We start from the raw sequence: 15633 nt of genomic DNA on the forward strand, positions 1-15633 counted from the left end.
CCATGGGCTCTCGCCTCCCGCTCGTCGCTCGGCCCGCCCCGGCTCGCGCCTGCGCGCCCGTCCGCGCCGCATCCGTCACGTCCGCCGCCGTCGCCGCGCTCGCGGTGACGATCGCGCTCGCACCCGCACTCGCGCTCGCATCGACGCAGACGAGCGAAGGGGGAGGCGGCGGCGAGGGCTCGACGCAGTTCAGCGGGCTCGCCCAGTCGGCGTCCGCGAACCTGTTCACGGGCGCGATGCGCGCGTCGATCGAGATCCCCGTTCCGCCCGGCCGCGCGGATGCGACGCCACAGCTCGCGCTCGTGTACTCGAGCGATGCGGGGAGCGGCTCGTTCGGCCACGGCTGGACGCTGCCGCTCGGATCGATCTCGCGCAGCACGCGCGCCGGCGTTCCGCGTTGCCGCGGCGACGTCGCGACGGCCGCGTTCGCGCTGAGCCTGCCCGGCGCGAGCGTCGAGCTCGTGTGGATCGAGTCCGAGGGGCTCTTCCGCGCGGAGACCGACGAGGGCTACCTCGAGGCGTACGCGGACGTCGTCGCCAACCGCTGGGTCGTGCACGACCTCGCGGGCAATCGGCTCACGTTCGGCGACGTGCCCTCGGCGCGCGTCTTCCGGACGGCCGACGCCTTCCTCGACGAGAGCGCGTGCGCGTTCACGACGACCTGGGCGCTCACGGAGCTGCGCGCGCCGAGCGGCAGCACGATCGAGGTGCACTACGCGAAGGACGGCGACGTCCTGCATCCGAGCGAGATCCTGTACGGCGGAAGCCGCGACGACGCGGGCGCGCTCGTCGTCGAGCACGCGTTCCGCGTCGCCTTCCGCACGGCGCCCCGCCCGCGCGCGCGCACGAGCGCGCGGCGCGGTGTCGTCGAGACGCTCGCGCTCGAGGTCGACGCGATCGACGTCGAGTACCGGCCGGACGCGGCGAGCGGCTTCGCGCCCGTGCGCACGCTCGAGCTCGGCTACGCGTCGTCGCCCGCGGCGGGACACCGCCTGCTCGTGTCGGTCGCGCAGGAGGGCCGGCCGACGCGCACGTTCGACTACGCGACCGACGACCTGCGCTTCGGCGAGCTCGCGACGTTCGCGCCGCCCGATGTGCCGGGCGAGGGCGAGGGCTACTTCCGCGACTGGGCCGACGGCCGCAAGGTCACGCGCAGCGTGATGGACATGAACGGCGACGGGCGTCTCGACCTCGTCGATACGAACTCGTCGAGCGCCTGGAACGTGTACCCGGGCCTTGCGGGCGGCGGGTTCGCGGCGACGCCGATCGCGTGGGACGTGAGCGCGACCGACCCGGCCTGGGTCGACTCGATGCAGCGCACGACGAACGGCGACGTCGCGAAGTTCCAGCTCGACACGCTCGACCTGACGGGCGACGGCCTCCCCGACTGGGTGGACGCGCGCGGCGACGGCGCGTGGGCGGTGTACCCGGGCGTCTGCACGGGGCCCGCGACGTGCGGCTTCGGCGCGCCGATCGCGTGGCCCGCGCCGGAGAAGCACCTCCGGCAGTCCATCCCCGCGCGCACGGCGAAGGACCTGATCGATCTCGACGCGGACGGGCGCGTCGATCTCGTCGTCGCGGCGGGCGGCGGGCCGTGGGCGGTGTACTGGAACGACGGGGCGGGGTTCGCGACCGAGCCCGACCCGACCTTCGTCGCCGACGGCTACCTGCACCGCTCGGCCGCCGAGGCGAACCCCGCCTCGCTCGTCGAGCGCGCCGTCTTCGACATGAACGGCGACGGCGTGCCCGATCTCGTCGAGTCGCCGGCCGACGAGCTCGCCGCGGTCGATGCGGCGGGCGCGATCCTGGGCTTCGTCGCCGAAGCGCCGGGCTGCGAGCTCCACCACACGACCGGGTCGAGCGACACGTCGGCCTGCGTGGGTCCGCCGGGCGCGGTCGCGTTCACCGGCTTCCTGTCCGTGCGGGTCGGCGACGGACACGGGTTCGCCGCGCAGCCCGTCTACTCGGTGCTGCAGACGCAGGGCGTGCGGCTCTCGAGCCTGAACCGCACGCGCATCGATTTCGCGGACGTGAACGGGGACGGGCTCCCCGACTACCTGCTCACCACGCCGTTCAGCTCGGTGGGCGGCAACGATCCGTGGCGCGTCGCGCTCAACCGCGGCGACGGGACGCTCGAGCCTCCGCAGATCGTTCCCGGCGCGGGGGCGCCGGACGACGTCGTCTTCCCGCGCACCTGGCTCGCGCCGAGCGGCGCGCCCGCCACGAACTACGCGCGCCGCGGCACGGCGACGTCGAACGCGACGCGCACGCATCTCGACCTCCTCGACTGGGACGGCGACGGCCTGCTCGACCGCGTCGACGCGTCCGATGCGCAGACCTGGCAGGTCGAGCTCGCGCGCGCGGTGGACGGTGCCCACGACGCGCGCCCGCTCCAGCTCGTGCACATGGACGACGGCGCGCGCGGCGAGACGTTCGTCCGCTATGCGCCGACGACGCTCGGCGAGCACGCCGACGCGGCCGGCGTGCCGTCGCTGCCCTTCGTGCGCTGGGTCGTCGCGGGCATCCGCTCGACGTCCGGCCTGTGCGACGGGCCCGCGCCGTCCGCCGGCGTCGACGCGTTCGACCCCGTTGTGAACGCGTGCATCGAGGCGGGCCACGAGCGCGTGCGCAGGTTCGCCTACGAAGGTGGCGCCTTCGACGCCGCGAGCCGCGAGCTCCGCGGCTTCCGTCGCGTCGTCGAGCTCGCGCCCGACGCGAGCCGGACGGAGACCACCTTCCACCAGGGCGATGCGCTGCGCGGGCGCGTCGAGCTCGTCGAGACGTTTCCGCGCGCGTCGGCCGAGCCGGTGCGCCGCGTCGAGAACGTCTGGCAGACGCGCACGTCGTCGCTCGATGCGCGGCGCACGCAGGTCTTCCTCGCGGAGACGCGCACGAGCGACCTCGCGCTGCCGAACGCGGCGGGCCCGCCGCGCTGTCTGGCGAGCCGCAACGAGCCGCCGGACGACTTCGGGCGCGTCGCGCGCACGTGCTCGTTCGACTGCGCACTCGCGAGCGGGCCGCCCGCGAGCTGTGCGGACGCGATCGAGGGAAAGGTCGAGACGCTCACGGCGTGGGCCGAGCCGGACGGCGCGAGCCCGCGGCGCGTGCGCGACCGCCCGGCGCGGGTCGAGACGCGCTGGGTGCCCGAAGCGGGCGCGGCCTCCGTCCTGCTCGCGCGCAAGCACTTCACCTACGACGCGCTTCCGAGCGGTGCCGTCGATCGCGGGTGGCTCACGCAGACGCGCGACGAGCTCGATCGCTCGTTCGCCGGCGGCGCCGGCGATCCGGTCGTGACGACGAGCTACGACGCGGTCGGCAACGTCGTCGCGCAGCGCACGCGGGACGCGAACGCGCCATCGGGTGCTGGCGAGCTCACGACGTTCGCGTACGACGATGCGTTCTTCCGGCTTTACGCGACGCGGCGCACGCTCCCCGACGCGGGCACCGCGGCGAACACGGTCGAGATCGAGACCGACCTCCGTTTCGGCGAGCCCGTGCGCACCGTCGACGCGAACGGCCAGGTCTCGGCGCGCGTGTACGACGCGCACGGACGGCTCGTGTGCCAGGCCGGGCCGCTCGAGGACATCGGCGGGTGCGGCACCGGAAGCTTCACGCACGGCCTCGAGGTGGAGTACGTCGACGCGGTGGCGGGCGCCGGCGCGAGCTTCGCCGAACGTCACGCGCGCGTCGTGACGCGCACGCGGGGCGGGCAGGGCGCGATCGTCCGCGCGGTCGCGTACCGCGACGCGCTCGGCCGCGAGCGCTTCCGCGAGATCGAGCAGGTCGTCGGTGGCAAGGCCGCGCCGCTCGTCGCGGTCGTGCGCGATCAGGTGGTCTACGACGCGTCGGGCCGCGTCGTCGCGAGCTACGGGCCCTACGTCGGGCCCGTCGTCGACCCGGGCGTCGCGTCGCCGCCCGTCGCGCCGACGGTGACCGACTACGCACTCGGCGGCGCGCAGGCGGGCGGTGCGCCGGTGCTCGACCCGCTCGCGCGACCGTTCCGCATCGCGGCGCCCGATGGCAACGCGACCACCTTCCACTACGAAGGTCGCGTCACGCGCACGCTCGACGCGCTCGGCAACGAGGCGACGTCGATCGCCGATGCCTTCGGCAACGAGGTGCGCCGCGAGCTTCGCGACCAGGGCGTTCTCGTGCAGGAGGTCGACACGCGCTACGACGGCGCGCGGCGCGTCCTCGCGACGACGCTCGCCGGGGACGCGTCGACGACCGTGACGCGCGTCTACGACACGCTCGGCAACCTCGTCGAGCTCGACGACCCCGACTCCGGTCTCTGGCGCTACGCCTACGACCACCGCGGCAACCTCGTGTACGAGGACTCGCCGCGCCCCGCGATGCACGTGCAGGCGACCTACGACGCACAGTCGCGCCGGCGCCTGCGCTGTACGTACGCCGGCGACGAATGGGTCGCGACGAGCGAGGGCGACTGCGGCGCGGGCGGCGTCGTCGAGTCGAGCCTCGCGTACGACGAGGGGCCGTTCGGCGTCGGGCGGCGCACGAGCGCCGTCGACGCGAGCGGGAGCGAGACGCTCGTCTGGGACGCGCGCGGACGGCTCGCCGTGCGGACGAAGGTCGTCGCGGGCATCGCGGCGACGCTCGCCTACACCTACGACGCGGGCGACCGCATCGCGACGACGACGTATCCGGACGGCGAGGTCGTCGCGCACGGCTACGACGCGGCCGGCGCTCCGGTCTCGCTCGCGAGCGACGACGGCACCGTCTACCTCGAGGACGTCGAGCACGATGCGCTCGGGCGCGCCGTGCGGCTCGTGCGCGGCAACGGCGCGGTCGACGCACTCGAGTTCCTGCCCTCCGCGCAGGGCGATCGGCTCGCGAGCCTGCGCGTCGACGACGCGGGCGGCGAAGCGCTCCTCGATCTCTCCTATGAATGGGGGGCGCGCGGCAAGCTCGCAGCGATCTCCGACCACCGCGACGCGGGCACGCCGCGTTCGCAGAGCGCGACCTTCGGCTACGACGGCGTGGGGCGGCTCGTCGCCTACGACTGGGACGACGCGGCGACGACCGCCGCGCTCGACCACGACACCGCGTACGCCTACGGGGCGAAGGGCAACCTCGTCGCGCGCGGCGACGACGCGTTCGCGTACGGGGAGGATGGCGCGGGTCCGCACCAGCTCACGAGCGCGGGCGCGAGCTCGCTCCTGTACCTGGAGGACGGGAGCCGCCGTCTCCGCATCGACTGGAACGGCTTCCCCTTCGCGCCGGCCGGGCGCTGGCAGCTGTGCGCCTACGACGCGCTCGGGCGCCTCGTGACGGTCGCGATGGGTGAGGGGAACGGCGGCGCGGCGATCGTGGTCCGGCACGCGTACGACCACGAGGGCGTGCGCGTCGCGAAGACCTTCGATCGCAAGCACGTGTACCGCTACTTCGACCGCCGCGCGGAGGCCGACGGCGGGCGGCTCGTGAAGTCGTACTGGGCGGGCGAGATGCGCATCGCGGTGCGCGAGGTCGATGCGATCGCGTTCTCGGAGACGCCGGGCGGCGGCATCCAGCGCGACGTGTACCGGCTCCCTCCAGTCGGGGTGGCGTCGCTCGGTGCGGCGGTCGCCGCGTTGCTCGCGGCCGGCGCCGCGCGACCGCGCGCGGGGCGGCGCGGCGCGCCGCGCGCCGTCGGCGCCTGCGTGCTCGCCGCGGTCGCCTCGACGCCGATCGCGCTGCTCGTCGCGCGTCCCGCCGAGGCGCTCCCGCTCGACCGTCTGCGACACGTGCACGTCGACCATCTCGGATCGACACAGGCCGTGACGGATGCGGACGGCCTGCTCGTGCTCCAGGTCCGCTATCGACCGTACGGCGCCGTGCGCGGTCGCTGGGACGCGAGCGGCAACGAGGTGTGGCAGCCCGCAGCCTTGCAGCGGGAGTTCGCCGGCCACGAGACCGAGATGTTCTCGGGGCTCGTCGACGCCGGCCTGCGTCACTACGACCCCGACCTCGCGCAGTTCCTCACGCTCGATCCGGTGCGTCAGTTCGCGAGCCCCTACGCCTACGGTGCGGGCGATCCGCTGGCGGGTGTCGACCCGACGGGCGGCTGCTTCCTCGGCATCGACTGCGCGCTCGTCGCGACGCTCGGCAAGGTGCTGCTCGCGGTGAGCGCGGCGCTCGTCGTCGCGCGCGCGGTGCAGGTCGGCATCCAGACGGGAAGCGTCGGTGCGGCGGTCGAGGCGCTCGCGACCGACGGCGCGGCGCTGATCGCGGGCGTCACGCTCGTCGGAGGCCTGATCGCGCAGCTCGCCGACACCGTCCAGGTGCTGGTCGGGCTCGGTGCGGCGGGATACTCGGGCTACGAGGCGGCGGAGAGCGCGCGAAGCGGCGACGTGATCGGCGCCCTGTCCGCGAGCCTCGGTGTCGTCGCGGCTGCCGCGGGCGCGACGCTCGCGGCGGGACGCGCTGCGCGCGCGGCCGCGCCCCCTCCGGACGTGCCGCAGGTGATCGAGGTGAACGACGGGTCGGGCGAGGCGCGACCCACGGGCGACGTGTCGTCGAGCGGGTCGACGGTGCCGCCCGTCTCGGGGCCGCCTCCGATGCAGGCCCCGGCGCGCGCGCCGCGCGCCGGTGGCCTCGCGGCCGCGATCGAGGCGGCCGCTCGCTATGCGGACGATGCGGCGCGCGCGTTCCTCACCGCGCGCCTTCGCAGCGAGCAGCACCAGCACTGGCTCGAGCTCCAGCGCTCGGCGAGCTCGGTCGGTGGCCCCAAGGTCTGGGCGTTCGAGGTCTTCCGCATCCGCACGTTTCCGGCGACCGGGCAGACGGCGATCGTCGATGCGTTCAACGTGTTCGTGACGGCGCCCGCGTCGGCCGCCGCGGGGGACGTGCGCTTCCCCGGCGTCGTCGCGAGCGGCGACGCGGCCACGCGCTTCGACACCTTCGACGTTCGCGGGCCGTACCGGCTGCCGCGCTGACGCGCTGACGCGCCGACGCGCGATGGAAGGAGCAGACGAGATGGCGATGCATCGTCCGCCGACCCGACGGGCGCGGGTCCGCGCGCTCGAACTCGCGCTCGCACCGGCCGCGCTCGGGCTCGCACTCGCGTGCTCGCCGAGCGAGGACGGCGCGACGCGCGCGCGGCTCGCCTACCGGCTCGCGGCGGTTCCCGAGCGCGGCGTCGAGGAGCGCGCGGCGTGCGCGCCGCGCGACGCGCAGCCCTTCGCCTACCGCACACCGTCGGGGCGCGCGGTGGCCGTCGCCGCCTCGCGCGTTCCCGAGCTCTCGATCGGCCTGGCAGAGGGGGCGCGTGCGATCGCCGTGCGCGTGCCGCCGATGGCTCCGGCCTTCGTCGAGGCCTGGGTGGTCGAAGTGGTTCCCGCGGCGCGCGACGCCGGCGCCGCGCGCGCCTTCGTCGCGGAGCACGAGACGTGCAACGCATCGGTCCACGTCGGCGAGCGGGTCGTCGGAATCGGCGAGCTGCGCGCTTCGAGCGACGGGCGTCTTCCGGGCGGGACGTTCGCGAGCCGCGCGGAGGTCGAAGCCGCGCTCGGCGCGATTCCGATCGAGGTCGCGGCGCTGTCCGGCGAGGAGCTGCGCGCCATCGCGAGCGCCGCCGTCGAGCGCGCGGGGGACGTGATCCGCCGCGTCGCATGCGATGCGCGCGCGCTCCGCGCGTTCGAGCGCGACGAGCCGGCGGCGTTCGCGCAGCTGCGCGGTGCGCTCGACGCCGTCGACTGCGCGGCCGGCGCGGCGCGCGCACCGTGAGCGCCGGAAGGGGCCGGCGCTCGTGTATGCTGCGCGCTCCCTCGGCCCCGGCCGGCGTCGATGCGCCGCGGCGCGGGCCGAGGCGCATCGAGCCCAGCACGACGAGGAGCCCCCATGGCGAGCAAGGAGTACGCGAAGGTCCGCGAGCTGTTCAAGCCGGGCCTCGCCGTCGCGAGCGATCCGACGATGCTCGTTCGCGAGAAGATGACGGCGACGCACCCGACGGCGAAGCCGAAGGACATCATCGAGCGGCTCGAGACGATCGCGGGCGTGCCGTGCGCGTGGGTGACGACGCCCGACGCCGGCGACACCGATCGCGTCGTGCTGCTCGTGCACGGCGGCGCCTTCGTGTCGACGAAGCTCCCGCACTACATCCCCTACTGCGCGGGCCTCTCGCGGCACATCCCGGCGCGCTTCCTCGTGCACGAGTACTCGCTCGCGCCCGAGGCGCGCTTCCCCACGCAGATCGACGAGACGTGCGCCGTCTACCGCGGCCTGCTCGACCAGGGCATCGCGCCCGAGCGCATCGCGTTCGCGGGCGACTCGTGCGGCGGCGGCATCGCGGTGGCGTCGCTCTGCACGCTGCGCGACGCGGGCACGCCGCTGCCCGCGTGCTTCATGGGCTTCACGCCGTGGTTCGACCTCGAGCAGGAGGGCGAGGCCGCGACGAAGCCGATGGGCGTCGACCCGTTCGTGAACCGGGACTGGATCCGCGCGCGCGGGCGCGACTACGTGGGGCCCGACGGCGACGTGCGCGCGCCGCTCGTGTCGCCGCTCCACGCCGACCTCTCGGGCCTTCCGCCGATGTTCCTGTCGGTGGGCACGGTCGACACGACGGCCGACGATTCGACGCGGCTCGCGCAGCGCGCGGGGCGCGCGAACGTCTCGGTCGTGCTCGACGTGAACGCCGAGATGATCCACGGCTTCCACGGCCTCGCGGCGATGTTCCCGGAAGGGCGCGCGTCGCTGCGGCGCGCGGGCGCATTCCTGCGCGAGCACGTGCCGGACGCCGCCTAGATGCGCGCGGCACGTTCCGGACGCGCGGTGCGGATCGCGGCTCGGCGCGTCTCCGCGCGCGCGCGCGCGCTCATGCTCGCGCTCACGTTCGTGTTCGCGCTCGCGCCCGCCGCCGCGCGCGCGCAGGGCGAGGCCGCGGCGAACGGTGCCGGCGGCGGCGCGGCCGCGCACGACCCGGCGAAGATCCGCGCGCTGATCGCGCAGAGCGGGGCGGGCGCGCTCGGCGACCAGCTCGTCGGCATCGTCGAGCAGCAGATCCTCGACGGCCTCCGCGACGCGCAGGGGCGCGTGCCCGACGCGGCGCCCGCCGTCGTGCGCGAGGTCGTCGGCGAGGTGCTCGGCGAGCGCCAGCCCGAGCTCGTCGCGCGGATGGTCGACGTGTACGCGCGCGCGTTCTCGCCCGCGGAGATCGACGAGCTGCTCGCGTTCTACGGCTCGCCCGTCGGCGGCAAGCTCGTCGCGCAGCTCCCGACGCTGATGAACGCGTCGCTCGCGGAGGGCCAGGCGTGGGTCGGCGCGCGGCGCGCCGAGATCAACGACCGCCTCGTCGCCGCGCTCCGCGACGCCGGCGTCGAGGTCGCGCGCTAGGCGAGCGGGCCGGCCCGCACCCGCGTGCGCGCGACGAGGACGAGGGCGACGGCGATGTCGGACGGCGAGCGCACGCGAGCGGGGAGGGGCGCGAGCGCGGTCTCGCTCGGCGCGCGCATCGGGTTCGCGGCGCTCTTCGCATCGGTGCTCGGCGTCGTCTGGCTCGCGGTGCGCGGCGCCGACGAGCTGCACCGCTTCCGCAGCGACGACCCGACCGTCTGGGAGGCGGACATCGCGGCGTTCGAACGCGCGGCGGCCGCGCACCCGCCGCCGCGCGACGCGGTGCTCGTCGTCGGTGCGTCGACGGTCCGCTTCTGGGAGACGGCCGCGGAGGATCTCGCGCCGCTCTCCGTGGTGTGCCGCGGGTTCGGCGGCGCGAAGGTGGGCGACGTCGCGCACTACGCGGAGCGGCTCGTGCGCCCGGCGCCGCGCGCGCTCGTCGTGTCGATCGGCGGCAACGATCTCTTCGACCTCGCGGGCAGCGAGCCGCGCAGCGCCGACGAGGTCGCCGTCTCGCTCGAGGTGCTGCTCGCGCGGCTGCGCGCGCTCGTCGCGCCGGCACCCGTCTACTTCGTCTCGATCCGCCCGCCCATCCTCGATCCCCAGGGACGCGACCCGTCGTCGCAGGTGAACGCGCGCGTGCGCGCCTTCGCGCAGGCGACGGAGGGCGTCGAGTACGTCGACGCGAACCGCGACCTCTACGCGACGAGCGGCCACCTGCGCGAGGGGATGCGCTCGTGGGACCGAAGCCAGCTCTCGCGCGAGGGCTACCGCGCCTGGTCGGCGCCGATCCGCGAGCGCCTCGTGCGCGATCTCGGTCTCGGGCGCGACCGCGCCGCGCCCGCCGACCCCGACGACCCCGACGACCCCGACGCGCCGCGCGCCGACGACGTGCCGCGCGCCGACGACGCGCCGCGCGCGAGCGAAGCGGGATGAGCGACGCTCCGGCGGATCGCGGTGCGGCGCCGGAGACCGCGCCCGAGGCGATCGAGACGGAGCGCCTGCGCGGCGAGCGCGCGACGCCGGCGCACCTGCCCGAGTTCCTGCGCGTCGCCGAGGATGCTCTCGCGGCCGCGACGTTAGGCGGGCGCGCGCCGCGCCCCGTGCTCGAGGAGCGCTTCGCGCGCTGGCTGCGCGAGTGGGACGAGGCGGGCTTCGGCCTGTGGATCTGGCGCGAGCGCGCTTCGGGCGCGCACGTCGGCCACGCAGCACTCCGCCGCGACTCGCGCTTCGGCCCGCGCGACGTCGAGCTCGGCTACGCCCTGCACCCCGACGCCTGGGCGCGCGGCTTCGCGACCGAGGCGGCGCGTGCGCTCGTGGCGGTCGCGTTCGAGCGGCTCGCCCTTCCCGAGCTCGTCGCGTTCACGCTGCCGACGAACGCGGGCTCGCGGCGCGTGATGGAGGCCGCCGGCTTCCACTACGAGCGCGACATCGAGCACGCGGGGCGCACGCACGTGCTCTACCGCCGGTCGCGCGGCGGGTGAGCGTCGGGCGCCGCTAGCGGCGCGCGCGCCGGCATCCCTGTTCGCCGCGCGGCGCCGCGCCGCGCCCGGCCGCGCTCCGTGCGACGCTGCGCGCCGTTCGACGCCGCGCGCACCCGATGCGGCGCGCGCGCGCCCCGGTATGCTCCCGGCCGTGCCCCGCTCGAAGCGCACGTACACCCTCGACGACGCGAACCTGAACGACGCGCTCGACGGGCTGCTCGCCGGCGCCGCCGCGCGCTACGGCAACGACGCCGGTCTCGACCTCGTGCGCGAGATGGTCGTGACGTCGCTGCGCCTGCTGCGCGACGGCGCCGACCGCGGCGACCTGCGGCTCGTGAACAGCGCGCTGAAGGAGCTGCGGCACAGCTTCCGCGTGTTCCGCCCCTACGAGCACGTGCGCAAGGTGGCGGTGTTCGGGAGCGCGCGCACGGCGCCGTCGTCGCCCGAGTGGAAGCAGGCCGAGGCGTTCGCCGAACGCATCGTCGACGCGGGCTGGATGGTCATCACGGGTGCGGGGGGCGGCATCATGGCCGCCGCGCAGGGCGGAGCGGGCCGCGAGGCGTCGTTCGGCGTGAACATCCGGCTGCCGTTCGAGCAGGTCGCCAACCCGACCATCGCGGGCGACGAGAAGCTCATCAACTTCCGCTACTTCTTCACGCGCAAGGTGACGTTCGTGCGCGAGTCGCACGCGATCGTGCTGCTGCCGGGCGGCTTCGGCACGCTCGACGAGGGCTTCGAGGCCCTGACGCTCATCCAGACGGGCAAGAGCGAGCTCCTGCCGGTGGTGTTCCTCGATGCGCCGGGCGGCCGGCACTGGCGCGACTGGCTCGCATTCGTCGAGGGCGAGCTCGCGGCGACCGGGCGCATCGACCGCGACGATCTCGCGCTCTTCCGCGTGACGGACGACGTCGACGAGGCGCTGCGCGAGATCCGGAACTTCTACAGCAACTATCATTCGAGCCGGCACGTGCGCGACCAGCTCGTCCTCCGTCTGCGCAAGGCGCCGACGGCCGCGCAGCTCGCGGAGCTCGAGCGCGAGTTCGCGCCGCTGCTCGGCGGCGAGGGCCTCGCGGTCGGGCCGCCGCACCCGGACGAACGCGGCGAGGTGCCGGACTACGCGCGGCTCTTCCTGCGACCCGACCGGCGCCGCGTGGGCCTGCTGCGCAAGCTCGTCGACCGGCTGAACGAGGAGGTCGCCGAGACGGAGAGCCCGGCGGGCGACGCCGTCGCGCACCAGATCGTGCCCGCCGCGTTCGGCGGCGACGAGCGGCGCTCGCTCGACGACGTCGAGGAAGAAGAAGGGTAGTCGAGGTCCGCCTGCCGGCGCGCCGCGCGGCGCCCGGGGGCGAGGTGATCGCAGTCGATGGGGTGGTGGTCGACCGACCTCGAGCCCAAGCTCGTCACGGTATTCCGGGAAGGCTATTCGGCGCAGGACTTCGGGCGCGACGCGCTCGCGGGCGTCGTGGTCGGCGTCGTCGCGCTGCCGCTCGCGATCGCCTTCGCGATCGCGAGCGGCGTGCGTCCGGAGGCGGGGCTCGCGACGGCCGTCGTCGCGGGCTTCGCGATCTCGGCGTTCGGCGGGAGCCGCGTGCAGATCGGCGGCCCGACGGGCGCCTTCGTCGTGCTCGTCGCCGACGTCGTCGCGCGCCACGGCGTCGAGGGCCTCGCGGTCGCGACGCTGATGGCGGGTGGCCTGCTCGTCGCGATGGCGTTCGCGCGGCTCGGCGACGTGATCCGCTTCATCCCCTATCCGGTGACGGTCGGCTTCACGACGGGCATCGCGGTGATCATCGCGGGCGGCCAGCTGGGCGACGCCCTCGGCATCGCGCTCGACCCGGCGCCGCCGGGCTTCTTCGCGCGCTGCGCGGCCCTCGCCGCGCACGTCGGCGACGCGAACCTCGCCTCCGTCGCGCTCGCCGCCGCGACGGTCGCGATCGTGCAGCTGTGGCCGCGCCTCGTCCCGCGCGTGCCCGGCCCGCTCGTGGCCCTCGTCGCGACGACGATCGCCGTCCACGCCGGCGGCCTCGACGTCGAGACGATCGGGAGCCGGTTCGGCGAGGTGCCGAGCGGGCTGCCGGCGTTCCGCCTGCCCGCGGTCGACCCCGCGATGCTGCGCGAGCTCGCCTCGCCGGCGATCGCGATCGCGCTGCTCGCCGCGATCGAGTCGCTGCTGAGCGCGCTCGTCGCCGACGGCCTCTCGGGCGGCCGACACCGCTCGAACGCGGAGCTCCTCGCGCAGGGCATCGCGAACGTCGCGTCGCCGCTCTTCGGCGGCATCCCGGCGACGGGCGCGATCGCGCGCACGGCGACGAACGTGAAGAACGGCGCGCGCACGCCCGTCGCGGGCATGGTGCACGCGGCGACGCTGCTCGTCGTGCTCGTCGGCGCGGGGCGGCACGCGGGGCTCATCCCGATGCCGACGCTCGCCGGCATCCTGCTCGTCGTCGCCTACAACATGAGCGAGTGGCGCGTCTTCCTGCGGCTCTTCCGCGCGCCGCGCAGCGACGTGCTCGTCCTGCTCGCGACGTTCGCGCTCACGGTCGCGGTCGACCTCACCGTCGCGATCCAGGTCGGCGTCGTGCTCGCGTCGCTCCTCTTCATGCGGCGCATGGCGGAGGTGAGCCGGATCGAGTCGCTGCGCGACGTCGTCGACTACGGAGCGGAGGGCGAGGAGCGGCCGCGCGCGCTGCCGCCCGGCGTCGAGGTCTTCGAGGTGAACGGCTCGTTCTGCTTCGGCGCGGCGCGCACGTTCACGGAGGCGCTGCTCGCGATGCGCGAGCGACCGCCCGTCGTCGTGCTGCGCATGCGCCACGTGCTGGCGATCGACGCGACCGGGCTCCACGCGCTCGAGGACGTCGAGGCGCGCTTGCGCGCACGCGGCGTCGAGCTGCTGCTCTCGGGCGTGCACGCGCAGCCGCGCGAGGCGATGGAGCGAAGCGGCGTGCTCGCGCGCATCGGCGGGGAGCGCGTGTTCGACCGCTACGAGAGCGCGCTCGCGCGCGCGGAGGCGATCGCCTCCGCGGCGCGCGAAGCTCGTTAGTCGAGCGCGCCGCGCGCCGTCGCGTCGACTACCCGCGCATCCACTGCAGCACGAGCATCGCGGTCGCCACGAGCGTGAGCAGCAGCGTGCCGCCGGCGCCGACGAGCCGGAAGATCGACTCGATCGAGTCGGACTTCAGGCCGAGCGCGTGCGCGACGCGCGCCGCGACCATCGCCCCGCCGAGCGCGTGCAGCGAGGTCGCCGACGCGCCGTTCAGCTCGAGCGCGAGCATCATCGTCATGAAGTACGGCACGTACTCGAGGAAGTTCCCGTGCCGGCGCATGGCGAGCAGGAGCTGCGGGTTGCCGGCGTCACCGATCGAGACGCCCGTGCGCCCGCGGATCTGCGCCGGCAGGAACGAGAGCACGCTTCCGAAGACGGCGAACACCGCGAGATAGAGCGTCGTGACGGGGATCGGAACGGGCATGGCAGGACCTCCGGTTCGGCGGCCGCGAGGCGTCGCAGCCGCGAGCGCGCATTCTGCGCTCGAACGAGGCGCGTGGAGAAGCGCCGTCGCGCGGGTCAGTCGAGGGGCGGGTTCCCCGCCACACGTGCCGCGAGGCGCTCGTCGAGCGCTCGAGCGACCAGCGGCGTGATCCGCGCGGCGATCGCGGCGTTGGCCTCCTCCCCGACGTGGCAGTAGTCGAAGAAGCTCGTTCCGACCTCGTCGTCGAGCGCGTCGCGGACATCGTGGAAGGCGGCAAGCCTGTCGAGGTCGGGCCGGCCGGTGACCTCGTCGTAGACGGCCTGGTACAAGGGCTCGAGCGGCGAGAATGCGCTGCGGATCTCGGACTCGACGCGCGTGGGCCGTGCCTTCGACCAGACGACCGGCTGCCAGAAGTGGAGCGCGTCGAAGTCGAAGCGATTCGCCAGCGCTTCGACGATGCGGATGTTGCCCGCGTAATCATCGACGACCGCGCGGGCGAGCGCGGCGCGCTCCGCGGCCGTGCGGGTGGAGGGCGGCGAGAGTGGGTCGCGGCGGCCGAGCCTGCGCAGGATCCGGACGATCGACGAGCGGTCCGCGACGCGTGCGAGCAGCCCGAGCTCGAACCGTTCGAAGTCGATCTGCCGCTTGATCTCGTTCTGCGGGATGCCCGCAACCCCGGACTGATAGGCGGCGAATACGTCGTTCACGCCGTCGTAGAAGACGGCGACGTCGGGGATGTCGCCGCGCCGCAGTTCGAGCGCGAGAGCGATTCGCTCCTGCGTCGACACCCAACCGCTCTGCCCGAAGTTCACCACGCGGACCGGCGGCCCCCCGCGCCGGGCGAGCTCCTTCGCGACGAGCGACGGAATCGTGAAGTCGTCGCGCGCGCCGCGACCCCACGCGGTCGACCCGCCGAAGAAGAACACGCGCAGAGGTGGTTGGCTCGCGGACTTCGGGGGGGGGGGAGACCAGGTGCGACGAATGCCGCGCTCGTCGATGCGGATCAGCTCGCCTTCGAAGGGTCGGGTGACCCAGTACACGTACGGCTCCCACCGCGTCTTCCAAGCCCGCGAGAGCTCGTTGCGGTACGAGGCGAACCAGACGGGCGGCGGATCGGAATCGAAGAGCACGCGCTCGTCGAAGCGCGCGCGATCGAAGCTCGTGCGAACGAGCCCCGCGCGCAGAGCGAGTGACGCGCAGCTCTCGAGCAGCGCAGTGCACGCGAGCGTCGCGCCGGCGAGCAGCCATGCCGTGCGGACGAGCGAGATCCCCGAAGCGAGTCGCATGCCGGGAAGGAGTCTATGCGCACCCGCGGTGGTGGGCGCCGAGAATGTGGCCACCCGGGAGGTATGGGC

Annotated in this window: 10 protein-coding genes; 8 read left to right on the forward strand and 2 right to left on the reverse strand. The window is 74.7% G+C overall.

Annotated features, from left to right (window positions below):
• Positions 1 to 2: 2 nt before the first annotated feature.
• The 8 genes from R3E88_12015 to R3E88_12050 all read left to right on the forward strand — a co-directional run bounded on the left by R3E88_12015 (position 3) and on the right by R3E88_12050 (position 13851).
• Complete coding sequence (locus R3E88_12015; GenBank protein ID MEZ4217197.1) at positions 3 to 6932, forward strand: FG-GAP-like repeat-containing protein; 6930 nt, start codon at positions 3 to 5, stop codon at positions 6930 to 6932.
• 40 nt (positions 6933 to 6972) lie between these two features.
• Complete coding sequence (locus tag R3E88_12020; protein MEZ4217198.1) at positions 6973 to 7722, forward strand: hypothetical protein; 750 nt, start codon at positions 6973 to 6975, stop codon at positions 7720 to 7722.
• A 114-nt stretch (positions 7723 to 7836) separates the two neighbouring features.
• Positions 7837 to 8739 (forward strand): alpha/beta hydrolase, encoded by a 903-nt coding sequence (locus R3E88_12025; protein ID MEZ4217199.1) that lies wholly within the window; start codon positions 7837 to 7839, stop codon positions 8737 to 8739.
• Positions 8740 to 8766: 27 nt separating this feature from the next.
• A complete protein-coding gene (locus R3E88_12030) occupies positions 8767 to 9327 on the forward strand; it encodes a DUF2059 domain-containing protein (GenBank protein MEZ4217200.1) in 561 nt (186 codons plus the stop codon).
• 54 nt (positions 9328 to 9381) lie between these two features.
• Entirely contained in the window at positions 9382 to 10263 is an 882-nt protein-coding gene (locus tag R3E88_12035; protein ID MEZ4217201.1) for a GDSL-type esterase/lipase family protein, read from the forward strand.
• Complete coding sequence (locus tag R3E88_12040; GenBank protein ID MEZ4217202.1) at positions 10260 to 10811, forward strand: GNAT family N-acetyltransferase; 552 nt, start codon at positions 10260 to 10262, stop codon at positions 10809 to 10811. Before R3E88_12035 ends, R3E88_12040 begins: the two co-directional genes overlap by 4 nt.
• Positions 10812 to 10962: 151 nt before the next feature.
• Positions 10963 to 12117 carry a TIGR00730 family Rossman fold protein gene (locus tag R3E88_12045; protein MEZ4217203.1) on the forward strand — a complete coding sequence of 385 codons (1155 nt, stop codon included), beginning with the start codon at positions 10963 to 10965 and terminating at the stop codon, positions 12115 to 12117.
• Between the two features lie 57 nt (positions 12118 to 12174).
• On the forward strand, positions 12175 to 13851 hold the full coding sequence (locus R3E88_12050) for a SulP family inorganic anion transporter (protein MEZ4217204.1): 1677 nt from the start codon (positions 12175 to 12177) through the stop codon (positions 13849 to 13851).
• Positions 13852 to 13879: 28 nt separating this feature from the next.
• Here the strand turns inward: R3E88_12050 and R3E88_12055 are convergent, their stop codons facing one another.
• Both R3E88_12055 and R3E88_12060 read right to left on the reverse strand, forming a co-directional pair.
• Positions 13880 to 14278 carry an MAPEG family protein gene (locus tag R3E88_12055; protein MEZ4217205.1) on the reverse strand — a complete coding sequence of 133 codons (399 nt, stop codon included), beginning with the start codon at positions 14276 to 14278 and terminating at the stop codon, positions 13880 to 13882.
• A 95-nt stretch (positions 14279 to 14373) separates the two neighbouring features.
• Positions 14374 to 15564 carry a GDSL-type esterase/lipase family protein gene (locus tag R3E88_12060; GenBank protein MEZ4217206.1) on the reverse strand — a complete coding sequence of 397 codons (1191 nt, stop codon included), beginning with the start codon at positions 15562 to 15564 and terminating at the stop codon, positions 14374 to 14376.
• Between the last annotated feature and the right edge of the window lie 69 nt (positions 15565 to 15633).

This window comes from Myxococcota bacterium (assembly GCA_041389495.1).
Lineage (GTDB): Bacteria > Myxococcota_A > UBA9160 > UBA9160 > UBA4427 > JAWKRT01.